The organism is Stenotrophomonas sp. WED208, assembly GCF_040984485.1.
GTDB lineage: Bacteria > Pseudomonadota > Gammaproteobacteria > Xanthomonadales > Xanthomonadaceae > Stenotrophomonas > Stenotrophomonas riyadhensis.
The window spans coordinates 2,606,791-2,628,166 of record NZ_JAZARB010000001.1 but is presented as its reverse complement, the minus strand read 5'-3'; the positions used below and the strand labels follow the sequence as shown (position 1 = coordinate 2,628,166).

At 66.9% G+C, this 21,376-nt stretch carries 23 protein-coding genes; 15 read left to right on the top strand and 8 right to left on the bottom strand.

Annotated features, from left to right (window positions below):
- Positions 1-47: 47 nt before the first annotated feature.
- Positions 48-938, bottom strand: a complete 891-nt coding sequence (locus VPH47_RS11705) for a dihydrodipicolinate synthase family protein (RefSeq protein ID WP_368850857.1) — start codon at positions 936-938, stop codon at positions 48-50.
- A 117-nt stretch (positions 939-1,055) separates the two neighbouring features.
- On the opposite strand from VPH47_RS11705, the gene VPH47_RS11700 reads away from it, so the two are divergent.
- On the top strand, positions 1,056-1,520 hold the full coding sequence (locus tag VPH47_RS11700; RefSeq protein ID WP_368851584.1) for a GNAT family N-acetyltransferase: 465 nt from the start codon (positions 1,056-1,058) through the stop codon (positions 1,518-1,520).
- 7 nt (positions 1,521-1,527) lie between these two features.
- Here the strand turns inward: VPH47_RS11700 and VPH47_RS11695 are convergent, their stop codons facing one another.
- Positions 1,528-2,085 carry a GNAT family N-acetyltransferase gene (locus VPH47_RS11695; RefSeq protein WP_368850856.1) on the bottom strand — a complete coding sequence of 186 codons (558 nt, stop codon included), beginning with the start codon at positions 2,083-2,085 and terminating at the stop codon, positions 1,528-1,530.
- A 146-nt stretch (positions 2,086-2,231) separates the two neighbouring features.
- On the opposite strand from VPH47_RS11695, the gene VPH47_RS11690 reads away from it, so the two are divergent.
- Positions 2,232-3,125: a helix-turn-helix domain-containing protein gene (locus VPH47_RS11690; protein WP_368850855.1), complete on the top strand. Its 894-nt coding sequence runs from the start codon at positions 2,232-2,234 to the stop codon at positions 3,123-3,125.
- On the opposite strand, the gene VPH47_RS11685 is transcribed toward VPH47_RS11690, so the two are convergent.
- Positions 3,073-3,903 carry a universal stress protein gene (locus VPH47_RS11685; protein ID WP_368850854.1) on the bottom strand — a complete coding sequence of 277 codons (831 nt, stop codon included), beginning with the start codon at positions 3,901-3,903 and terminating at the stop codon, positions 3,073-3,075. The two genes, VPH47_RS11690 and VPH47_RS11685, sit on opposite strands and share 53 nt — an antisense overlap.
- A gap of 171 nt (positions 3,904-4,074) precedes the next feature.
- Between VPH47_RS11685 and VPH47_RS11680 the strand changes: the two genes are divergently transcribed.
- Positions 4,075-4,641: a TetR/AcrR family transcriptional regulator gene (locus tag VPH47_RS11680; RefSeq protein ID WP_368850853.1), complete on the top strand. Its 567-nt coding sequence runs from the start codon at positions 4,075-4,077 to the stop codon at positions 4,639-4,641.
- Positions 4,642-4,672: 31 nt separating this feature from the next.
- On the opposite strand, the gene VPH47_RS11675 is transcribed toward VPH47_RS11680, so the two are convergent.
- Together VPH47_RS11675 and VPH47_RS11670 are read right to left on the bottom strand one after the other, a co-directional pair.
- Complete coding sequence (locus tag VPH47_RS11675; RefSeq protein WP_010482617.1) at positions 4,673-5,032, bottom strand: response regulator; 360 nt, start codon at positions 5,030-5,032, stop codon at positions 4,673-4,675.
- Positions 5,022-6,158 (bottom strand): nitrogen regulation protein NR(II), encoded by a 1,137-nt coding sequence (locus VPH47_RS11670; RefSeq protein ID WP_368850852.1) that lies wholly within the window; start codon positions 6,156-6,158, stop codon positions 5,022-5,024. The genes VPH47_RS11675 and VPH47_RS11670 overlap by 11 nt, the downstream gene beginning before the upstream one ends.
- Positions 6,159-6,335: 177 nt before the next feature.
- Between VPH47_RS11670 and VPH47_RS11665 the strand changes: the two genes are divergently transcribed.
- The 5 genes from VPH47_RS11665 to VPH47_RS11645 all read left to right on the top strand — a co-directional run bounded on the left by VPH47_RS11665 (position 6,336) and on the right by VPH47_RS11645 (position 12,484).
- Positions 6,336-9,446, top strand: coding sequence for a response regulator (locus tag VPH47_RS11665; RefSeq protein ID WP_368850851.1), 3,111 nt, complete (start codon positions 6,336-6,338; stop codon positions 9,444-9,446).
- Positions 9,443-10,267, top strand: coding sequence for a protein-glutamate O-methyltransferase CheR (locus VPH47_RS11660; protein WP_153854939.1), 825 nt, complete (start codon positions 9,443-9,445; stop codon positions 10,265-10,267). Before VPH47_RS11665 ends, VPH47_RS11660 begins: the two co-directional genes overlap by 4 nt.
- Positions 10,267-10,842 (top strand): chemotaxis protein CheB, encoded by a 576-nt coding sequence (locus VPH47_RS11655; RefSeq protein ID WP_110712110.1) that lies wholly within the window; start codon positions 10,267-10,269, stop codon positions 10,840-10,842. Before VPH47_RS11660 ends, VPH47_RS11655 begins: the two co-directional genes overlap by 1 nt.
- Positions 10,839-11,972, top strand: coding sequence for a hybrid sensor histidine kinase/response regulator (locus tag VPH47_RS11650; protein WP_153854937.1), 1,134 nt, complete (start codon positions 10,839-10,841; stop codon positions 11,970-11,972). Before VPH47_RS11655 ends, VPH47_RS11650 begins: the two co-directional genes overlap by 4 nt.
- An 83-nt stretch (positions 11,973-12,055) precedes the next feature.
- Positions 12,056-12,484: a BLUF domain-containing protein gene (locus VPH47_RS11645; protein ID WP_032127425.1), complete on the top strand. Its 429-nt coding sequence runs from the start codon at positions 12,056-12,058 to the stop codon at positions 12,482-12,484.
- A 3-nt stretch (positions 12,485-12,487) separates the two neighbouring features.
- Here VPH47_RS11645 and VPH47_RS11640 read toward each other — a convergent pair whose 3' ends face one another.
- Positions 12,488-12,808 carry an ArsR/SmtB family transcription factor gene (locus VPH47_RS11640; protein ID WP_368850850.1) on the bottom strand — a complete coding sequence of 107 codons (321 nt, stop codon included), beginning with the start codon at positions 12,806-12,808 and terminating at the stop codon, positions 12,488-12,490.
- Positions 12,809-12,894: 86 nt separating this feature from the next.
- Here VPH47_RS11640 and VPH47_RS11635 point away from each other — a divergent pair, with 86 nt between their 5' ends.
- From VPH47_RS11635 to VPH47_RS11625, 3 genes are all read left to right on the top strand, one after another.
- Positions 12,895-13,332 carry a YeeE/YedE family protein gene (locus VPH47_RS11635; protein WP_368850849.1) on the top strand — a complete coding sequence of 146 codons (438 nt, stop codon included), beginning with the start codon at positions 12,895-12,897 and terminating at the stop codon, positions 13,330-13,332.
- Positions 13,329-13,742, top strand: coding sequence for a DUF6691 family protein (locus VPH47_RS11630; protein WP_032127422.1), 414 nt, complete (start codon positions 13,329-13,331; stop codon positions 13,740-13,742). Before VPH47_RS11635 ends, VPH47_RS11630 begins: the two co-directional genes overlap by 4 nt.
- Positions 13,743-13,809: 67 nt before the next feature.
- Positions 13,810-14,862, top strand: a complete 1,053-nt coding sequence (locus VPH47_RS11625; RefSeq protein ID WP_368850848.1) for a linear amide C-N hydrolase — start codon at positions 13,810-13,812, stop codon at positions 14,860-14,862.
- Here VPH47_RS11625 and VPH47_RS11620 read toward each other — a convergent pair.
- Positions 14,859-15,638 carry a DUF6491 family protein gene (locus VPH47_RS11620; protein WP_368850847.1) on the bottom strand — a complete coding sequence of 260 codons (780 nt, stop codon included), beginning with the start codon at positions 15,636-15,638 and terminating at the stop codon, positions 14,859-14,861. The two genes, VPH47_RS11625 and VPH47_RS11620, sit on opposite strands and share 4 nt — an antisense overlap.
- An 81-nt stretch (positions 15,639-15,719) precedes the next feature.
- On the opposite strand from VPH47_RS11620, the gene VPH47_RS11615 reads away from it, so the two are divergent.
- Positions 15,720-16,418: a helix-turn-helix domain-containing protein gene (locus VPH47_RS11615; protein WP_368850846.1), complete on the top strand. Its 699-nt coding sequence runs from the start codon at positions 15,720-15,722 to the stop codon at positions 16,416-16,418.
- A gap of 209 nt (positions 16,419-16,627) precedes the next feature.
- Positions 16,628-17,578 carry a DMT family transporter gene (locus tag VPH47_RS11610; RefSeq protein WP_153854930.1) on the top strand — a complete coding sequence of 317 codons (951 nt, stop codon included), beginning with the start codon at positions 16,628-16,630 and terminating at the stop codon, positions 17,576-17,578.
- A 9-nt stretch (positions 17,579-17,587) separates the two neighbouring features.
- Here the strand turns inward: VPH47_RS11610 and VPH47_RS11605 are convergent, their stop codons facing one another.
- Positions 17,588-17,908 (bottom strand): hypothetical protein, encoded by a 321-nt coding sequence (locus VPH47_RS11605; protein ID WP_368850845.1) that lies wholly within the window; start codon positions 17,906-17,908, stop codon positions 17,588-17,590.
- Between the two features lie 27 nt (positions 17,909-17,935).
- Here VPH47_RS11605 and thrA point away from each other — a divergent pair, with 27 nt between their 5' ends.
- Together thrA and VPH47_RS11595 are read left to right on the top strand one after the other, a co-directional pair.
- On the top strand, positions 17,936-20,440 hold the full coding sequence (gene thrA, locus VPH47_RS11600; RefSeq protein WP_368850844.1) for a bifunctional aspartate kinase/homoserine dehydrogenase I: 2,505 nt from the start codon (positions 17,936-17,938) through the stop codon (positions 20,438-20,440).
- A complete protein-coding gene (locus VPH47_RS11595) occupies positions 20,437-21,351 on the top strand; it encodes a homoserine kinase (protein WP_110712121.1) in 915 nt (304 codons plus the stop codon). The genes thrA and VPH47_RS11595 overlap by 4 nt, the downstream gene beginning before the upstream one ends.
- The last annotated feature ends 25 nt before the right edge of the window (positions 21,352-21,376 follow it).

The following is a 21,376-nucleotide window of genomic DNA, read 5'->3' as shown; positions in this document are numbered from 1 at the left end:
CGGGGTCACCATCCACCACTGCTGCACGGCAGCCGTCGCCTGGGGCTTCACAACAACCCCAGGCCACCGAGCACCGCCGCCACGTCCTCCCGCTCGCCATCCCGCAGCCCCTGCAGCGGCAGTGGCAGGCAGTCTTCGCCGCACAGCCCCAGCAGGGCCGCTGCGCAGGCCATGACGCGAATCCCGCCAAAGCGGTCATACAGCGACCACAGCGGCGCCAGTCGTACGGACAGGGCAATCGCACCCGCTTCATCGCCGTTTCCCACGGCCCGCACGATCTGCAGTGCAACCTCTGGGAACAGCCCTGCTGTCACCGAGTACCAGCCATCACATCCCGCCAGCAGACCATGCACCGCAGAGGCGTCGCCACTGACGCCCAGCGTCACATGCGAAGGGACGCTGGCGCGCAGTGCCGCGACACGTGTGGCAGCCTCAACCGGATCATCAGCGAGGCGCGGAATCTTGATCGAAGCGATGTTGGGCAGCGCGGCAATCCGGCCATGCAGTGCATCGGTGAAGCGGAAGTGCGTGGTGCCCGGGTTGTCGTAGACGCAGATCGGTGCACGCACCGCTGCACAAACCGTCTCAAACAGCGCCTGCACCTCATGGTCCTTCAGGGGCTGGTAGGACACGGGTGCGAGTAGCAGACCCGCTACACCGGCATCTTCGGCATCCAGGGCCAACTCCAGCACATCCCGGGTGCGTAATGCACCGATGCCGGCGATGACCGGTACGCCTCCGGCGTGTGCCAGGGCTTCGCGCAACACGCGCTTGCGTTCATGCGTCTGCAGATAGGCATAGCTGCCGGTGGAACCAAGGACGCCCATCGAATCAACACCGGAATCGACCAGGCGCTCGACCAGGCCGGTAAACGCACGAAAGTCGATACCTGCTTCAGAGAGCGGGGTCAGTGGAAACGCGCTGAGGCCTTTGAACATGGAATCTCCCGGGAGGGGAAGGGGCTGGACGCCTGGCATTGTTTATTGTCCTATGACAAAACTCAAGTGCCGTCCTGCAGCGTGTCTGCCCAGTGCAAATGGCGCACCATGAGCGTCATGGAACCGAACCTTTACGCTGTCCAGCCTTCCCACTACGCCACCATTGCCGGCTGGCTTGATTCCGCCGAGGCCACCCAGCGCTGGGCGGGCCCCGGCGTGCCGTTTCCCTTGCCGCCGGAACGGTTCGCGCAGGTGCTCGAGCTTGGGGCGCGGCCAGGCTGGGCGCTGCTGGACGAGAAGGGCCAGTGCCTGGGATTTGGCCAGTACTGGATGACCGACGCCGGCACCGCGCACCTGGGCCGCATCATTGTTTCCCCGCTGGCACGCGGGCGCGGCCTTGGCCGGCTGCTCATGCAGGCCTTGAGTGCACAGGCCATGCACGGAGCCGGTGTGCAGCGCCTCACGTTGCGCGTCTATCGTGACAACGCAGCTGCCGTGGCCCTGTACCGCGATCTCGGTTTCCAGCAGGTTGATGCGTCCTCGACGCCAGAACTTCTGTTCATGCAGCGCACGTCGGCCTGAACTCCGCTCATGCTGGCAAGGTGGCCTGCAGGGCAAACCATTGCTCGCGGGTGATGCGGCTGATGTGCTCGGTGCGGTAGTCGCCGAGGAAGCTGTTGAACTTGTTGATTTCGGTGTGGTGATGCTGGAAACCGCATTTGCTCTGCGCGCTGAGCGATTGCAGGTTGTCAGCGAAGTAGCCGCACCACAGTGCGTCCAGTTCCAGCTGCATGAAGGCGTGCCGCATCACTTCGTGCACCGCTTCGGGCACCAGTCCGCGGCCCCAGTACGGAACGCCGATCCAGTAGGCGATCTCACCCTCTCGATCGCTGATCTCGAAGTTGCTGTCGGTGCCGATCAGGATGCCGACACAGCCGATCGCGTGGCCGTCCTCGCGGCTCTGCAGCGCGTAGACCTCTGGCCGGTTGAAGACGGTGCGGATGATTTCGGTACTTTCCTCAACGCTGGTGTGCACCGGCCAGCCGGCGATGGGGCCCACGCGCGGGTCGCGGGCGTACTCGTACAGATCGGCAGCGTCGGTGTCGCGCCAGGGGCGAAGGATCAAGCGTTCGGTGTGCAGCTGCATGTCAATTCCACGGGAACAAAGAGAGTGCACAGGCTAGGTCGAAAGGCGCGATCGGCCCAGAGCGGGACCTTGATGGTTTCGGTACTTTTCACAACGGGTGGCCGAGCCCGGGTATGCTGGGGCCCGGAATACAGCCGGATCGGCCCATGGATCGCGTACCCCAGCTCCTGGACCAGGACGAATCCATGCGCCTGGAGGTCAGTACGCTGGCCGAAGGGCAGGGCGTCCCGTTGTCGTTCGGCCGCGCTTATCTGGCGGTGCTGGTATGCGTATCGGGGCGCGCACGCTTTGCACTGAACTTCCGCGAGGTAGCGGTGCAGCGGCACGATGTGCTGGTGCTGGCAGAGGACACGCTGGCGCTGCTGCGGCAGCGCTCACGCGGCTTTCTGGCGGTGGTCTGCCTGATGCCCAAGGCGCTGGCATCGGAGGTGGCCTATGTGCTTCCCAATGCACTGTTCAAGTTCCTGCACGATCAGCCCCACTGCGTGCCGTCGCCGCTGGACGTGCCGCTGCTGCAGGGCTGGCTGCAGCAGTTGATGGATGCACAGCACAATGGCGGCCGCTATCGTCACGTGATGCTGCGCAACCTGCTGCAGACGTTCTTCCTCAAATTCGCAACGCTGTTGCCGGCGCGCAGTGTGGCCGTGGCGCAGGTCAGCCGACGCGAGCGCTTGGCCTGGAATTTCTGGGAACTGGTCGGTGAGCGCAGCACGCGCCAGCGCGACGTGCAGTCCTATGCCGACGCGCTGTGCATCACCCCGTTCTATCTTTCGCAGCTGACCCGCGAGTGCTTCAACGAAACGCCAAAGGCGTTGATTGATCGCCAGGTGGTGCTGGAAATCAAGGCGCTGCTGACCTACAGCGAATTGCCGATCGGTCGCATCGCCGAGCGACTGTGCTTCGAGGATGCGTCCTACCTGTGCCGCTACTTCCGGCGGCACTCCGGGCAGTCGCTGACCGGCTATCGCCGGGCAGGGCAGGGCGGTACTAGTGCGACACGAACAAGGGCGCCGGTACTTCAGCCAGCAGATCCTCGGTGACCCCGCCGAGCACACGCTCGACCACCCGGCTGCGGCTGTAGGGGCCCAGCACCAGCAGGTCGGCGTCGGCATCGAGCACGTGCTGGCGGATGGTCGCGGCAACGCCGCCCTGGCTTGAACTGATCGCCTGGATCTCTACTTCGACGCCGTGCCGCGCCAGGTGCTGGGCCATCTCGGCGCCGGGTGTGGCCTCGGCCTTGGGCGTGTCGACCATCAGCAGGTGCACCGCTTTTGCACGTGCGAGCAGCGGCAACGCATCGGCTACCGCACGACGTGCCTGCTTGCTGGCATTCCAGGCCACCACGATGCGATGGCCGACCTGGTCGCCTTGCCAATGTGGTGGTACCAGCAGCATCGGCACGCCGGTCTGGCGCAGCGTTCCCAGCGGGTGCCAGCCAGAAGGGGCGCCGGGAGTACGCGGATAGCCGGCGATGATCAGGTCGCAGTACAGCGACTGCAGGGCCAGGTCGGCGCCGCCGAGATAGTCCGAGACGATGCGCAGTTCGGTGCTGATCTGCAGCGGCTCGGACACGGCACGCAGGTTCTGCATCAGCTGCGCGGTGCAGGCGGCATCCGCGCGCGCCTCATGGTCGAGCGCGGCGGCAATGCCGGCACCGCGTGCGAAACCGTTGGCGATGTCGGTGGGATGCTGGGCGGTGGAGACCGCGACCAGATGGGCCTGCTGTGCCTGCGACAGATGGGCGGCGATGTTGAGAACGCGGTCCCCGGTGTCGCTGGCGTCGAACAGCACAGCGATATCGCGTAGTGGATGCAGCATGGCGTTGTCTCCTTCGATGCCTGTGACGCGTTCCCTGCCGTGCACCGACCCGGGTGCACCGGACGCATCCCTGTTTTAGCGCATCGGTGATCCGAATGAATCATCTTTGATTCAGTTTATTAATTGGTGATTCATGCTAGCGTGAGGGCGAACCCACACCTCAGCGCTTTCATGCGACCTGCTGCAGCACGCACCCGCCGCGACCTGCCCCACGCGCTGGCGGCCACCCTGGTCAGCCATCCACGCTGCACCCTCAGCGAACTCGCGCGCGGGGCCGGTATCAGCCGCGCGACTCTGTACCGGTTTGCGCCCACCCGGGAGGCGATCGACGAGGCACTGTTCGGGGCCGGCTTCGAGCGCGTGGAAGCGGCGGCGGTCTGGTTCGATGAGGGCGGTGATGCACACCACGTGCTGGAGCAGGTCACCGCCACGCTGCTGGCGGACTGGGAACTGGTAACGCTGCTGTTCGCGCGGATGATGGAAGAGCAGCAGCGCCAGGGTGACCTGCATCTGCTGCCGGAGCGCTGGGCGCCGATCGGCGAGCGCTTCGAGGCCTTCTTCCTGCGTGGTCAGGCGGCCGGAGAGTTCAATGTTGGTTTCACCGCAGTGTGGCTCGCGGACTTCTACTGGACCTGCTTCTACGGCATCACCTGGTCACTGGCGCGCGGTCGGCTGGCGCCGGCAGCGGCAGCCTCTACGCTGCTGGCTTCGTTCCAGCGGGGAGCGATGAAGGGTTGACCGCAGGGCCCTGCTGCCGGGGCACCGTGCCTTACGCTTGCTTCAACAACTGCACCAACTGGCGCAGCCGATACGGCTTGGGCAGGAATTCCACCTGTTCCGGCAGGGGCGGCAGTTGCGAGCGCGCATAACCGGACGACAGGATCATCCGCGCCTGCGGCTGTTCGCGCGCCACATGCTCGCTCAGTTCGATGCCGGACATGCCGTTGGGCATGCTGACGTCACTGAACACCACGTCGAAACGCGCTTCGCCCTTCAGCAGGGCGGCGGCCTCATGCGCATCGGCGGTCGTGGCCACGTCGATGCCGAGGTCGCGCAGGGCCAGGCCGATCATTTCACGCAGATCGGTCTGGTCTTCCACCATCAATACGCGGATCGGGTCATCGGTCATCGGCAGGGTCCTCCATTGCGGGGAGCAGCAGGCTGACCGTGGTGCCGACACCGGGCGTGGTGGACACGTCGACGAAGCCGCCGCTCTGGGTAGTGAATCCGAACACCTGGCTCAGGCCCAGGCCGCTGCCTTTGCCGATGTCCTTGGTGGTGAAGAACGGCTCGGTCGCCCGTTCGGCGATGTCGGCCGCCATCCCGTGGCCCTCATCGCAGACGCTGAGGGTGACATAGCCACGTTGCAGCGTGGAGTCCGCATCCGGGTCGAGGCGATGCTCCAGCGCGGTGCCGATCAGGATGCGGCCGCCTTCAAGGGTAGCATCCGCGGCATTGGCGACCAGATTGGCCAGCGCCGTCTGCAGCTGCAGCGCATCGGTGTTGATCGCAGGCAGGTCGGGCGCCAGCTGGGCATCCAGCACCACCGTGGGCGGGCAGGCGCGTTGCAGGTCCGGCAGCCACTGCCGTATCAGCGCATTGATATCCAGTGGTTCGCGGATCAGGGTCTGGCCGGTGCTGAAGGCCAGCAGCTGGCGGGTCAGCAGCGCACCACGATCGGTCGCGGTCTGCGCCGCATCAAGCAGCTCGGCGGCGCGTGCATCGTCACCGTTCACGCGCAGGGACAGCAGGTCCAGGGCGTTGCCGATGGTGGTCAACAGATTGTTGAACTCGTGCGACAGCCCGCGGCTGAGGCGGCCGACGGTCTCGAACTGTTGGGTATTGCGCAGCGCACGCTGGGCATCACGCAGCAGCCGCTGTGCCTGCCACTGCTCGGTGATGTCGCGGGTGATCTTGACGAAGCCGAGCAGCTCGCCTGCTTCGACGACCGGCTCGATGACCACGCTGGCACGGAAAGACGAGCCATCGCGGCGCACCCGCCAGCCTTCACTGGCGACGTGACCGTGCTGCGCTGCGAGGCGGAGCAGGCGCTGCGGTTCCCCGGCTTCGCGATCGGCAGCCAGATAGAAACGGCCAAAGTGCGTGCCGACCACTTCATCGGCTGAATAGCCCTTGATGCGCTCGGCGCCCGGGTTCCAGCTGCAGACGATGCCTTCGGGATCAAGCAGGTACAGCGCATGGTCGCGCACGCTGTCGATCAGCAGTCGCAGTTGTCGGGAAGGGTCCGTCAGCACGGACGTCGTAGAAGCGGCAGCGTCCACGTGGAAATAAGTGTTACCCCTGAGAGGGACGTGAAGCTAGGCAGTGCAGCGTGAAGGATGCGTGCACGACGAGCACGTGCCATAGGTCCTGTGCGGCTGAATGCGACACGGAGTACCATCACCCACCCTTTGCCTCTGGAACCGACCTGCATGCGTCCTGGTGCGACCACGCGTGACCGCTGGATCTGGATGACCTCCGCCGTACTGCTGGCGGCGACCATCGCGCTGGAGCTGGTGGTGCCGTTGGGCTACGCGGTGTGGCTGGCCTATTTCCTGGCCGTGGGCGTGACGGTGTTCCAGCGCAGTGCGCGGGCGCCGTTCATCGTAGCTATCGTCGCCTGCATTCTTCTGATCGTTGGCTACAACGTTGCACCGGCCAGCTCCAATTCGGCGTTCTCGTTCGTCAATCGCAGCATCGGTGGCTGCGCCTTCCTGATGATCGCGCTGATCGTTTCCCGTGCCATCCAGGCACGGCGTGAGGCAATGCGTGCACTGTGGCTGCAGGAAGCCGAGAACGCGGTGGCGATGAGCCTGCGGGGCGACCTGGGCCCGGAGCAGATCGCCGAGGCGGCCGCGACCAGCCTGGGCGCACAGCTGGAGGCTGAGGTCGGTGCCATCTACCGCCTGGAAGGGGGGCGGCTGCAGCTGACCGGCGGTCTGGCGTTGCCAGCCGGCATGCCGGCGTCGCTGGCGTTGCAGGAGGGGTTGGCCGGGCAGGTGGCCCGTGATGAACGCGTGCGTCACCTGCACGGGGATGATGCAGTGATGCTTGAACTGCAGACCAGCCTGGGCCGGCTGCCGGTGCGCGAACGTATCCTGGCGCCGATCAGCAGTGATGGCGCCGTGGTTGGTGTGATTGAACTGGGCCGTGCGCGGGTGGGCGAGCAGCGCGAGCTGGATCGTGAGTTGCTGGAGCGTTGCGCCGAGACCATCGGCATGGCCCTGAGGGCCTCGTTGCTGCGTGCACAGCTGGTGGTGCTGCTGGAGGAATCGCAGCGCCAGGGCGAGGAGCTGCAGGCCCAGCAGGAAGAGCTGCGCGTGGCCAACGAGGAGCTGGAAGAGCAGAGCCGCAGCCTGCAGCACTCGCAGGCCCATCTGGAAGAACAGCAGGCCGAGCTGGAACAGAGCAACGTCCAGCTGGAGGAGCGTACCCACGAGCTGGAGGCGCAGAAGCAGGCGCTGCTGGTCGCGCAGGGCCAGTTGGTGCGCAACAGCAACGAACTGGCCGCCACCTCGCGCTACAAGTCCGAGTTCCTGGCCAACATGTCGCATGAACTGCGCACGCCGCTGAACAGCTCGCTGATCCTGGCCAAGCTGCTGGCCGACAACAAGGACGGCACGCTCACCGAAGAACAGGTGAAGTATGCGCGCGCAATCCTGTCGTCCAACAACGATCTGCTGGCGCTGATCAACGACATCCTGGACCTGTCGCGCATCGAGGCCGGCCACGTCGAGCTGGCCGATGAAGTGGTGGTGACGGGCAGCGTACTGCAGCGCCTGCGCGAGACCTTCGAGCCGATGGCGCGGCAGAAGGGCCTGGCCCTGCAGATCGAGGCCGATGCGCTGGCCCCCAGCCAGCTGGTGGTCGACAGCCAGCGCCTGCAGCAGATCCTGAAGAACCTGCTGGCCAATGCGGTGAAGTTCACCGAGCATGGCAAGGTCAGCCTGCACGTGCGTGCGGGCGGTCAAGGACGCATCCGTTTCGAGGTCTGCGACAGCGGTATCGGCATTGCCCGCGAGCAGCTGCAGGTCATCTTCGAAGCCTTCCGCCAGGCCGATGGCAGCACCCGCCGCCGTTACGGTGGCACCGGCCTGGGCCTGTCGATCTCGCGCGACCTCGCCGAGCGCATGGGTGGCAGCATCCAGGTCGACAGTGAACCGGGTCGTGGCAGCTGCTTCATGCTGGAACTGCCGTTGCAGGGCGCGCCGGTTTCGGAACCGGGCGAAGTGCCTGCCGCCGCCTCAATAGCGCCTGCGCCGCAGCCTGCGCCGCCGATCGCTGCGCGCACCGCTGTCGCACCGACCGTTGCATCCGTGGCGCCGGTAACCGCCAACGTGGCCGATGACCGTGGCCGCCGCCAGCGTGCCGGGCGCCTGATTCTGGCAGTGGAAGACGACGCCACGTTCGCCGAAGCGCTGGTGGCCCTGGCGCATGAACTGGATTTCGACTGCGTGGTGGCCGGGACCGCCGAAGAGGCACTGACCCTGGCCAGCGAGCTGCGCCCGAACGGCATCCTGTTGGATATCGGCCTGCCCGACGTGTCCGGCCTGAGCGTGCTGGAGCGCCTGAAGCGCAACCCCGATACCCGGCATATCCCGGTGCACGTGGTTTCGGCGATGGATCGCAGCCAGGTGGCGCGCGAGCTGGGCGCGATTGGTTTTGCGATCAAGCCGACCACGCGCGAGCGGCTGGTGACGGCCATCGAGCAGCTGGAACAGACCAGCCAGCGCGACGTGCGGCGCCTGCTGATCGTCGAGGACGACAGCGAGCTGCGCCACAACCTGGAACTGCTGCTGGGCCGCGAGCAGCTGCAGATCGTCGCAGTGGGCACCCTGGCCGGTGCGCTGGAACAGCTCAGTACGGTCACCTTCGACTGCATGGTGATGGACCTGTCGCTGCCGGATGGCAGTGGCTACGACCTGCTCGAGCACATGGCCGGCAACGATGACGTCGGCTTCCCGCCGGTGATCGTCTACACCGGCCGCGCGCTCAGCCGCGAGGAAGAGCAGCGCCTGCGCCGCTACTCCAAGAGCATCATCATCAAGGGCGCGCGCTCGCCCGAGCGCCTGCTGGACGAAGTGACCCTGTTCCTGCACAGCGTCGAGGCCAGCCTGCCGAGCGACCAGCAGCGCCTGCTGCGCGAGGCCCGCCGTCGCGACACCGTGCTCGACGGCCGGACTGTGCTGCTGGCCGAGGACGATGTGCGCAACATCTTCGCGTTGTCCAGCGTGCTTGAGCCGCTGGGCGTGACCCTGGAGATCGCACGCAACGGCCAGGAAGCGGTGGATCGCCTGACCGAACGCGAGGTCGACCTGGTGCTGATGGACATCATGATGCCGGAGAAGGATGGCCTGGCGGCGATGCGTGAGATCCGTGCGCAGCGCCATCTGCAGGACCTGCCGATCATCGCGTTGACCGCCAAGGCGATGCCGGACGACCGTGAGCGTTGCCTGCAGGCCGGCGCCAACGACTACATCGCCAAGCCCATCGACGTCGACAAACTGGTTTCGCTGTGCCGGGTCTGGTGCTCGCGGCAATGAATGAACAGGCGCTGTTCGACCTGGAACTGAAGGTCCTGCTGGAGGCGCTGTACCAGCGCTACCACTACGACTTCCGCAGCTATGCGGTGTCGTCGCTGCGGCGACGCATCCACCAGGCCATGCAGCGCTACGAGTGCGAGCGCCTGGTCGACCTGCAGCATCGCCTGCTGCACGAGCCGGAGCTGTTCGCGCAGGCGATGCAGTTCTTCACCGTGCAGGTCTCGGAGATGTTCCGTGACCCCGCGTACTTCCGTGAGCTGCGCGAGCAGGTGGTACCGGTGCTGCGCACCTATCCATCGGTGAAACTGTGGGTGGCTGGCTGCAGCACCGGCGAAGAAGTGTGGTCGCTGGCGATCCTGCTGCACGAGGAGGGCTTGCTTGAACGCAGCATCCTCTATGCCACCGACATCAACCCGGCGGCGCTGGCCACTGCCGAAGCAGGGGCCTACGGCATCGATCGGATGGCGCAGTTCAGCCGCAACTATCTGGCGGCCGGTGGCACGGCGTCACTGTCCGACTATTACGCCACGGCCTACGACGGCGCGGTGTTCGACCGTCAGCTGCGCCGCAACGTGGTGTTCGCCGACCACAGCCTCGCCACCGATACCGTGTTCTCCGAAGTGCACCTGGTGTCGTGCCGCAACGTGCTGATCTATTTCAACCGCGACCTGCAGGACCGCGCGGTCGGCCTGTTCCGTGAGGCGCTGGTGCATCGAGGCTTCCTCGGTCTTGGCAGCAAGGAATCGCTGCAGTTCGGATGCCACCATGACGCCTTCGAGGTCTGCTCGCGCGAGCACCGCCTGTACCGGAAGATTTCCTGATGGCGGTGCAGTCTCGCCCTGCGGTGGTGGTGGTCGGCGCCTCCGCAGGAGGTGTTGCCGCGCTGCAGGCGGTGCTGGGTGCACTTCCGGCCCGGCTGCCGGCGCCGGTGCTGGCCGTGCTGCACCTGCCGCGTGATCGCACCAGCCGCATTGCCGAGGTGCTGGCGCCGTACTGCGCGCTGCCGGTGCGCGAGGCGGAGGACAAGCAACCGCTGCAGCCGGGCACGGTGACGTTCGCGCCTCCGGATTACCACCTGCTGGTGGAGGATGCCGGCTCGGTGGCGCTCTCGGTGGATGCGCCGGTGCTGTTCTCGCGCCCGGCCATCGACCCGCTGTTCGAATCGGCCGCCGCGGTGTTCGGTGCGCAGGTACTGGCGCTGCTGCTGACCGGTGCCAGCAGCGATGGCAGTGAAGGCGTGGCCGCGGTACGCGCCGCCGGTGGCCGTGCCTGGCTGCAATGTCCCGAGGAGGCCGAGGCATCGATGATGCCGGCCTCCGCCCTGCAGCGCGCCGGTGCCGATGCCGTGCTGCCCCTTGAACTGATGTGTCGTCGCCTGAAGGAGTTGTTTGCATGAACCTGTTGCCACCGGACCCTGCGCAGTCGCAGTCCCCGGTCAACCTGCTGATCGTCGATGACGTGCCGCAGAACCTGGTGGCCATGCAGGCGCTGCTGCAGCGCGAGGGCGTGAATCTGCTGCTGGCCGGTTCCGGCGCGCAGGCGCTTGAGCTGCTGCTCGAGCACGAGGTTGCACTGGCCCTGCTGGACGTGCACATGCCGGAGATCGATGGCTTCACCCTGGCCGAGCTGATGCGCGGTTCGCATCGCAGCCGCACGGTACCGATCATCTTCCTGACCGCCTCGCCGGACGATCCGCTGCGTGCGTTCAAGGGTTACGAAACCGGCGCGGTCGACTTCCTGCACAAGCCGGTGGCGCCGCAGGTGATCCTGAGCAAGGTCAATGTCTTCATCGAGCTGTACCAGCAGCGGCAGCTGCTGAAGGCGCGCAACGAGGCGCTGGAACGCGCGCTCAAGCTCAACGAGACGATGGCCGCCGTGCTGACCCACGACCTGCGTACGCCGCTGTCGGCCATCCTGTTGTGTGCGGACAAGCTGGCGCTGGAGCTGCCGGAGGACAATACGGGGGCACAGCAGACGCTGCAGTTCCTGGAGGCCAGCACCCTGCGCATGGCGCGGATGGTGGAGCAGTTGCTGGACTTCTCGCGTATCCGCAGCGGCGGCCTGCGACTGCAGGCGACCGCCTGTGACCTGCGCGAGGTCACTCACGCGGTGATCGCCGAAGCGGGCAGCGCCCATGGCCATGAGCGCATCCGCCTGGACGTCGTCGGCGATACCCGGCTGCAGGGCGATATGGATCGCCTGGGCCAGATCGCGGCCAACCTGGTGGGCAACGCGTTGACCCATGGCAGCGAGGCGCAGGTGCAGCTGGATGGAAATGACGCCCGCACCGTCGTGCTGCGGGTAAGCAATGCCGGCCACATCGATGACGCGCTGCTGCCGCGGCTGTTCGAGCCGTTCAAGGCCAGCTTCCACCAGAGCAAGGGCCTGGGTCTCGGCCTGTACATCGTGGATCAGTTCGTCCGCGCCCATGGCGGTCGTATCGGCGCACGCAACGAGGCCGGGCAGGTGGTGTTCGAGGCGGTCCTGCCGCGTCGATGGGATGGAGCCGGCGCGGTCGCAACCTGAATTCTTCAGGAAGTGCGCGGGTGTATTGAGACGGGCTCGTCCGCAACTGCTACCGTGGGTGTACATCTTGTCAAGGAAGCACCATGCCACTGCGTGCCATCGCCTACGTCAGCCAGGCGTTGCCGGATCTTTCCGCTGAACGGTTGCAGGCGCTGGTCGACGATGCCGCCCGCTTCAACAAGATGGCGGGCGTGACCGGTGTGCTGCTGCATGACGGCGGGCGATTCCTGCAGTACATCGAGGGGCCGCCGGACGGTATCGATTCGGTGTACGAGCGCATCCTGCAGGCCGGCAGCCATGTCGACATCATCGAGCTGGCGCGCGGCCGCCTGGGCCAGCGTCAGTTTCCGTACTGGTCGATGCGCGCGTTGCCGGTGGATGCGGCGCTGCTGCGCCAGCTGTCGGCCAGCGACTGGTCGGGTTTCAGCCGGGCGCTGGAAGGTGATCGTTCGGCGCCGACCCCGGTGGATCTGCTCGACAACGTCGTACAGCCTGCCCTGCACGCCGGCTGAGCGTCAACGCGAAGTGCCGCCGCAGTAGGCGGCATGCAGCGCCTGCAGCACGCCCAGTGCGGGCCCTTCAATCACGCGGTAGTGGATTGCCTGCGCTTCGCGACGCGTCGCGACGATATCCAGTTGGCGCAGCACCGCCAGATGCTGTGACAGCGCTGATGCGCTGAGGCCGGTCAGTGCCTGCAGTTCCGGCACCGGTGCCTCACCTTCGACCAGGCGGCACAGCACGCGCAGCCGCGCAGGATGGGCCAGGCTCTTGAGCAGCGTTGCAGCCTCGGCGGCGTGTTCGGCCATGGCGGCGCTGTCGAGCGGGGTGCGGGCCATGGTTGACCTTTTTGTTTAGAAGTGTCTAATTTAGATAAATCTAAATCAAAGGGCAATCCCATGAGCGGCGCAAAAGAGGGCAGGGCATGAACCTGCCATGGACTGCGGTGGCTGGCGGTGCGCTGATCGGTGCCGCCGCGGTGTTGCTGCTCGCCACTGTCGGGCGCGTGGCGGGTATCAGCGGGATCGCTGCGGGCAGCCTGCGTGCAGCGAAAGGTGAGCGCGGCTGGCGCTGGGCATTCCTGCTGGGTCTCCTCGCAGCAGCGGGGATGGCGCTATGGTGGCAGTCGCTGACCGAAGCCTCGCCACGCGTGCTGTTACGCGATGCCTTGCCCGCCTGGCAGTTGATCGGCGCCGGCCTGCTGGTGGGCTTCGGCACGCGCCTGGGCAGTGGTTGTACCAGTGGGCATGGTGTCTGTGGCATGGCCCGCGGCTCGAAGCGCTCGCTGCTGGCAGTGCTGGTGTTCATGGCCTGCGCGATGCTGACCACGTTCCTGGTCCGTCACGGCGGAGGCCTGGCATGAGCCGCGCGGTCGTGGCCGCCGCGGTGGCAGGTGCGCTGTTTGGCGCGGGGCTTGCGCTCTCGGGGATGACCGACGCGCGTCGGGTACTCGGCTTCCTCGATGTGGCCGGTGATTTTGATCCGACGTTGATGTGGGTGCTGGGCTCGGCACTGCTGGTCAGTGCCGTCGGGCAGCGCTGGGTACTGCGACGCGCGCAGCCGTGGTTCGCGCTGCGCTTCCAGCTACCCAGTGCACGTGATGTCGATGCTCGCCTGCTGTTGGGTGCTGCACTGTTCGGTATCGGCTGGGGATGGGCTGGTTACTGCCCCGGACCGGCCATCGCCGGGCTGGCTGTCGCATCGCGTGAAGCGCTGTGGTTCGTGCCTGCCATGGTGGTGGGCTTCTGGCTGCACGATCGCTTCGTGCGCTGAGACTTCACCCCTGTGTCACCATGGATCGGGTCAGATCGACGGATCACGGGGAAAGGAGCGTAACGACATGGCACGGATGAAGTGGAAGGGAAAGGCAATGCTGGCCATGGCGCTGGCATCTGCGATCACGCCGGCACTGGCCTGCACGCGTGCGGTGTATCGGGGCGACAACGGCGATGTGATCACCGCGCGCTCGATGGACTGGAAGGTCGATGTGGCGACCAACCTCTACGTGTTGCCGCGTGGCATCGCACGCACCGGCCTGGCCGGTCCGAAGTCGCTGGCCTGGACTGCGCGCTACGGCAGCGTGGTGGCTACCGGCTACGACGTGTCGACCACCGATGGCATGAACGAAAAGGGCCTGGTGGCCAACCTGCTGTGGCTGGTGGAATCGGAGTATCCGCAGCAGCGAGGCAACAAGCCGGGACTGGCGATCTCGCTGTGGGCGCAGTATGTGCTGGACAATTTCGCCACCGTGGATGAGGCGGTCGCGGCGCTCAAGCGTGAACCGTACTCGATCGTCACCGACGAGGTGCCGGGCGAAGACCGCCAGGCGACGCTGCACCTGTCGCTGTCCGATGCCACCGGCGACAGCGCCATCGTCGAGTACATCGGCGGTCGCCAGGTGATCCACCATGACCGGCGCTATCAGGTGATGACCAACTCGCCGATCTTCGAGCAGCAGCTGGCCCTCAACAGTTACTGGCAGCAGATCGGTGGCACGGTGATGCTGCCGGGCACCAATCGCTCCGCCGATCGTTTCGCGCGCGCCTCGTTCTACATCAACGCCATTCCCAAGGCCGAAGACCCGGTGGAGGCCCTGGCCAGTGTGTTCAGCGTGATCCGCAACGCGTCGGTGCCGTATGGCATCACCACGCCGGGTGAGCCGAACATCTCATCCACGCGCTGGCGCACCGTGGCCGACCACAAGCGGCGGCTGTACTTCTTCGAGTCGGCGTTGACCCCGAACACCTTCTGGGTCGATCTGAACAAGGTCGATTTCGGCGGCCAGGTGCTCAAGCTCGACCTTGGCAAGGACCAGCGCAACACCTTTGCAGGCGATGCGCTGGGTCACTTCGTGCCCAGTGCACCGTTCACCTTCCTGGGCGTCGACGGTTAGTTCGACGTCTGGCTGGAGGCCGGGTAGACCGCCTGGATCGCGCAGCTGCCGCGGGTGTACTGCGGCAGCGGGGCGATGCTTTCACCGCGCAGATCGTCTGTCTCGAACTCGGCAGTCATGATCCGATCGCCGGGATTGCCACAGATCAGGCCGTTCTGCAGGCCCGAGTGGAAGCTCAGCTGCGGCGCACGGTCGAGCTGGCGGCAGTGGCTGCCGAGTTCGACCCGGTAGTAGCGGTGGCCGCCATTGCGGCGCGGATTGGTCTCCACCAGCATGCCCTGCGGGTCGGACGACCACGCGCGGACGTTGCGGGTGGCGAAGCAGTACGACGGCGAGCCACCGAAGCTGCGGCGGATTTCCTTGCGCTCGCGGATGGTCACGGCGGGCAGGGTGGCCGTGCGCAGGCGGTCGCTGTCGCGGGCGACGCTGGCGTAGTCGCGATCCTGCAGCGGGGTGACCGCGCTGATGCCGCAGCGGCGGCCGTCGACCACGACGCGTTCGCTGGGGCGACCACAGGCCCAGCCGGCAGGTGCTTCCAGCTTCAGCGAGGTAGCACCGCGGACGCCGGGGCAATCCTCGCTGAAGTCGATGCGATAGGCCTGTCCGGAGGCGGCGCGCAGTGCGATCGAGCGCGGTGATGCCTGCTCCACTTCCTGCACGCCGACCGCGTCCATGCAGTGCGGGGCCGGGGGCGTACGCTCCTGTGCGGACGCCGAAGCTGCGAGCGCCAGGCCGAGGCTGGTGGCGAGCATCAGTGACACCTGCCGATGGGTCATGTCCTGCACTCCCTGCGTTGGATGACGGATCGACTATAGCAGCGGTTTGCACGGCCGTTGCTACACGCGCACACTGCGCGGATGGGCGCCATCTTCCATCTGCGGCACTACGGCCAGGCCACCGGCCTGGACCGCCATGACTACGCGCAGTGGGTGCTGCCGCTGCAGGGCGAACTGCACTTCGAGATGGAAGGCCGCGGTGGTCGCCTCGACCTGCTGCAGGGGGTTTTCGTCGCGGCCGGCGAAGCGCATGACCAGATGGCCGATGGCCCGAACGGTTTCGTGATCGTTGATTGTCCTCCGGGCGTGCTTGATGACGGCACGCAGGAGCATCTGTGCCGGCAGCGCTGGCTGCACCTGCCGCTGGCGCTGCGCCGCGGCCTGGCCGAGGTGCAGGCAGGGCAGTCGATGCCGGCCCTGCTGCCGCAGCTGCTGCAGGTATTTGCACCGGCCGGCAGTGGCGCGCGCATGCAGGGACTGTGTGCAGCGGTGCAGGCCGATCCGGGCCAGACGTGGCCGGTGGCGCGCATGGCCGCGTCCGTCGGGGTCAGCGAGAGCCGGTTGCACGCGCTGTTCCAGCGTGAGTTCGGGCTCAGCCCGCAGGCGTGGCTCAGTGCAAGCCGGTTGCGTTGGGCCAAGCACCAGCTGCGCTCCAGCACGGCGCCGATCAGTGATATCGCGCTGGCCGCAGGCTATTCCGAGCAGAGTGCACTGACCCGCGCGCTGCGTCGTGAGTGCGGGCAGACCCCGGCCGCGTGGCGCAGGGGCGCCGGACTGTAGCGTCGAGCCACGCTCGACTGCCGTTCGCGGGATGGTCGGTGCAAAATCAGTCGAGCATGGCTCGACGCTACAAGCGCCGGTGTCCTGTAGAGCCGAGCCCATGCTCGGCTTCCCATACGCGCGGCCGGCCAGGGCAGTAGCCTCGGTCAAGAGCGCCCAGCGGCCAGCGCTTACACTGCGCGGCCTGTTCTCTCCCCCGAAGAACCCGAATGCGCAACAACCCGATGGCCCTGGGCATCGCCAATGGCGTTGCCGCTGGCGCACTGTGGGGCGTGGTTTTCCTCGCGCCCGCCGTACTGCAGTCGTTCAATGCCCTGCAACTGTCCGCCGGTCGCTATCTGGTCTACGGCCTGATCGCCGTAGCCCTGCTGCTGCCACGCTGGAAGCGGTTGGCGCCACGGCTCGGCCGCGCCGAGTGGATCGGCCTGCTGTGGCTGAGCCTGGCCGGGAACCTGGTGTATTTCCTGCTGCTGGCGACGGCGGTGCAGTGGGCCGGCGGTGCGGCGGCGTCCTTGATCGTCGGCCTGATTCCGGTGGTGGTGACCCTGGTCGGTGTGCGCGAGCAGGGCGCTGTACCGCTGAAGCAGCTGCTGCCGGCACTGGGGCTGTGCGTGCTGGGCGTGGCACTGGTTGGCTGGGAAGCACTGATGTCCGAGCATCTGGCAACCCCGTGGCGGCAGCGCCTGATCGGCCTGCTGTGCGCATTCGGCGCGCTGTTCTCGTGGGCGTTGTACTCGATCGGCAACAGCCGCTGGCTGGCGCGCCGACCGGACCTGTCCAGCCACGACTGGTCGCTGCTGACTGGCGTCACCACCGGCGGCCTGGCTCTGCTGTTGGTGCCGATGGCCTTCATCGGCCACGCCGGCGGGCACACGGCGACGCAGTGGAGTGGTTTCTGGGCGATCAGTGCGGGTGTAGCGGTGGTCGCCTCGATCCTTGGCAATGCGTTCTGGAACCGTGCCAGCCGCCTGCTGCCGTTGACCCTGACCGGGCAGATGATCGTATTCGAGACCCTGTTCGCGTTGCTCTACGCATTCGCCTGGCAGCAGCGCTGGCCCTCGCTGCTGGAAGCGCTGGCGATCGTGTTCCTGGTGGCCGGCGTGATGCTGTGCGCGCATGCGCATCGCACGCCCCGTGCGATCGCCGAACATGCCGGCTGAATGCGGCCGTCAAGCATGCTGATGGCCGCTTGGTCTCAGATGCAACCAAATGCCGGCACGTTGGCCGATGATCGCGGCAACGATTTTTTGCATCGCAGCACTTGACAGCGGCCCGGCGCACGGTGTTTTCTGTGCGTCATGGTTCTTGATGCCGCCCACGCCAGCCTGATCGCCCCCGCCACTGCGGGCCGTTCGACTGCGCCGGTCGCCACCACCACCATTACCACCACCACCGTCACCACTGCCCTGGTGCGGCCCGTCGTCTTCGTGTAACTCCCGAAAACCACGGCCCCGCACCATACAGGTGGCGGGGAAACTCGACACCTGCATGCGACGGGGCCTCCTACCGAGGTCTGCATGTCTTCCCACGCCCCCGCTCATCCCGTTGCCCCGGCCGATCTGGCTGCACCGTCCATCGTCGTGCACAAGTTCGGCGGCACCTCGGTGGCCGATGCCGAACGCTACCGCCATGTCGCCGGCCTGCTGCTGGCCCGTCCCGAATCGCTGCAGGTCACTGTCGTCTCGGCGATGAAGGGCGTCACCGACGCACTGATCGATCTGGCCCAGCTGGCAGCCAAGGGTGACGAAGGCTGGCGCGAGGCCTGGCATGCGCTGCGCGCGCGCCATCGTGGCGCCGCCGTGGCCCTGCTGGGCGAGCAGGTGGGCGAGACCGTCGAATGGATCGACGCCCGCTTCGATCAACTGGCCGAAGTGCTGGCGGCGCTGGCGGTGATCGGCGAGCTGCCGCGCGAAGTACTCGACCGCGTGCAGGGCCTGGGCGAAGTGTTCTCCGCGCAGCTGCTCGGCACGCACCTGCAGGCGCTGGGCGCAGACTGTGCAGTGCTCGATGCGCGCGACGTGCTGGTGGTGGGGCATGGCGAACTGGGTGTCGATGTCGACTGGGAAGCCAGCGCCGACCGCCTCGCCAAGTGGCGCCTGCAGCATCCGCAGCCACGCCTGGTCGCCACCGGCTTCGTCGCCCGTGACCGTCATGACCGCATCACCACGCTCGGCCGCAACGGCAGCGATTACTCCGGCGCGATCTTCGCCGCGCTGTTCAACGCCGATGAACTGCACATCTGGACCGATGTCGACGGCGTGCTGTCGGCCGACCCGCGGCTGGTGCCCGAGGCGGTGCAGCTGGAGTCTCTGAGCTACGACGAGGCCTGCGAGCTGGCTTATTTCGGCGCCAAGGTGGTGCACCCGCAGACGATGTCGCCGGCGATCCGCCTCGGCCTGCCGATCTTCATCCGCAATACCTTCCAGCCGGCGCATCCGGGGACGCGCATCAGCGCCGAGCGCTCGCCGCGCGGGCCGGTGAAGGGCCTGACCCTGAGCCCCGGCTTGGCCCTGTTGAACCTGGAAGGCACTGGTCTGATCGGCGTGCCGGGTACCGCAGAGCGCGTGTTTGCCGCCCTGCGCCAGGCGCAGGTGTCGGTGGTGATGATCTCGCAGGGGTCGTCGGAACATTCGATCTGCTGCGTGGTGCGTGCCGCCGAAGCCGCGCGTGGCCGCGAGGCGCTGCTGCATGCGTTCGCGCATGAGCTGTCGGTGGGCCAGGTGCAGCGCGTGCAGGTCAGCGAAGGGGTCAGTGTGCTGGCCGCGGTCGGTGACGGCATGGCCGGCCAACCCGGCGTGGCGGCGCGCCTGTTCGAGGCGCTGGGCCATGCGCAGGTGAACATCCTGGCGATCGCGCAGGGCTCGTCCGAGCGCAACATTTCAGTGGCGGTGGACAGTGCCGATGCCACCCGCGCCTTGCGCGCCGCGCATGCCGGCTTCTGGCTGTCGCCGCAGACCTTCGCGGTGGGTGTGATCGGGCCGGGTAATGTTGGTGCCGCACTGCTGGACCAGCTGCTGGCCGCACGCCCGCAGCTGCTGGCCAAGGCCAATGTGGATCTGCGCCTGCGCGCGCTGGCCTCGCGTTCGCGCATGCGCCTGGAAGTGGATGGCCTGCACGCCGACTGGCGGGAGGCCTTGCAGGAAGCGGGCGAGTCCAGCGATCTGGATCGTTTCACCGAACACCTGCTGGCCGCCCACCTGCCGCATGCGGTGGTGATCGATTGCAGTGGCAGTGCCGAGGTGGCCGAGCGCTATGAGGGCTGGCTGGCGGCCGGCATCCACGTGGTCACCCCCAACAAGCAGGCCGGCGCCGGGCCGCTGCCGCGCTACCAGCGCATCCGCGCCGCGGCGGCGGCCAGTGGTGCACGCTTCCGCTACGAGGCCACGGTCGGCGCGGGCCTGCCGGTGATCACCACGCTGCGTGATCTGGTCGATACCGGTGACGAGGTGCTGGCGATTGAAGGCATCTTCTCCGGCACGCTGGCCTGGCTGTTCAACCGCTTCGATGGCAGCCAGCCGTTCTCGCAGCTGGTCGCGCAGGCGCGGTCGATGGGCTACACCGAGCCGGACCCGCGCGATGATCTTTCGGGTGTGGATGTGGCGCGCAAGCTGGTGATCCTCGCCCGCGAAGCCGGCCACGCGCTCAGCCTTGAGCAGGTTGAAGTGGAAAGCCTTGTGCCGGCGCTGCTGCGCGACGGCAGCGTGGATGAGTTCATGGCGCGGCTGGGTGAGTCTGATGCCAGCCTGCTGCAGCGCCTGCAGGACGCGCGGGCGCGGGGGGCGGTGCTGCGCTATGTGGCACAGCTGGGTGCCGATGGCGCCTCGGTCGGTCTGCAGGAGCTGCCGGCCGATCACGCCTTCGCCAACCTGCGGCTGACCGACAACGTGGTGCAGTTCCGCACCCGTCGCTACTGCGACAACCCGTTGGTGGTGCAGGGTCCGGGCGCCGGCCCGGAAGTCACCGCGGCCGGTGTGTTCGCCGACCTGCTGCGGGTCGCGGCCGGTGAAGGGGCGCGCCTGTGATCGCACGTGCGTTCGCGCCTGCCTCGGTGGCCAACGTGGCGGTGGGCTTCGATATTCTCGGCCATGCCATTGCCGGTGTTGGCGATACCGTGAGCGTGCGCCGCATCGATGAGCCGCTGGTGCGCATCGAGGCGATCCGTGGCAGTGCCATTGAGTTGCCACTGGATGCGGCCGGGAACACCGCAGGTGCAGCCTTGATGTCGCTGCGCGCAGGGCTGGGCCTGGACTTCGGTTTCGCGGTGGAAATCGACAAGGGCATTCCGTTCGGTTCCGGCATGGGCGGTTCGGCAGCGTCATGCGTTGCTGCGTTGGTTGCCGCCAACGCGCTGCTGGATGTGCCGCTGCCGCGTGAGGCGCTGTACCCGTTTGCGCTGGATGGCGAGGCAGTGGCCAGTGGTGGCCGTCACGGTGACAACGTCGGCCCGCTGCTGCTGGGTGGCCTGGCGTTGTGTACGGCTGATCGCCTGTTGCCGATCCCGGTGCCGGCCAGCTGGCACAGCCTGCTGGTGCATCCGCACGCGGTGCTGGAAACGCGCCGTGCCCGCCAGGCCCTGCAGGGCAGCTATGTGCTGGGCGAGTTCGTGGCACAGAGCGCGAACCTCGCACTGGTGCTCAGTGGTTGCCATCGCAGCGATGCCGCACTGGTGCGCGCGGGATTGCGCGACGTGCTGGTGGAGCCGCGCCGGGCCGGATTGATTGCCGGCTTCGAAGCTGCCCGTGATGCGGCGCTGTCGGCCCATGCAATGGGCGCAGGCATCTCCGGTGCCGGACCCAGCGTGTTTGCCTGGTTCGAGGATGCCGACCAGGCACTTGCCGCCGCCACATCGGTGCAGGCCGCATTTGCAGCCGCAGGTTTCGACAGCGATGCCTGGGTGTCACCGCTGGATGCACCGGGAGCCCGCTTGTGCTGAATCCTTCCCCTTTACTGGATACCCA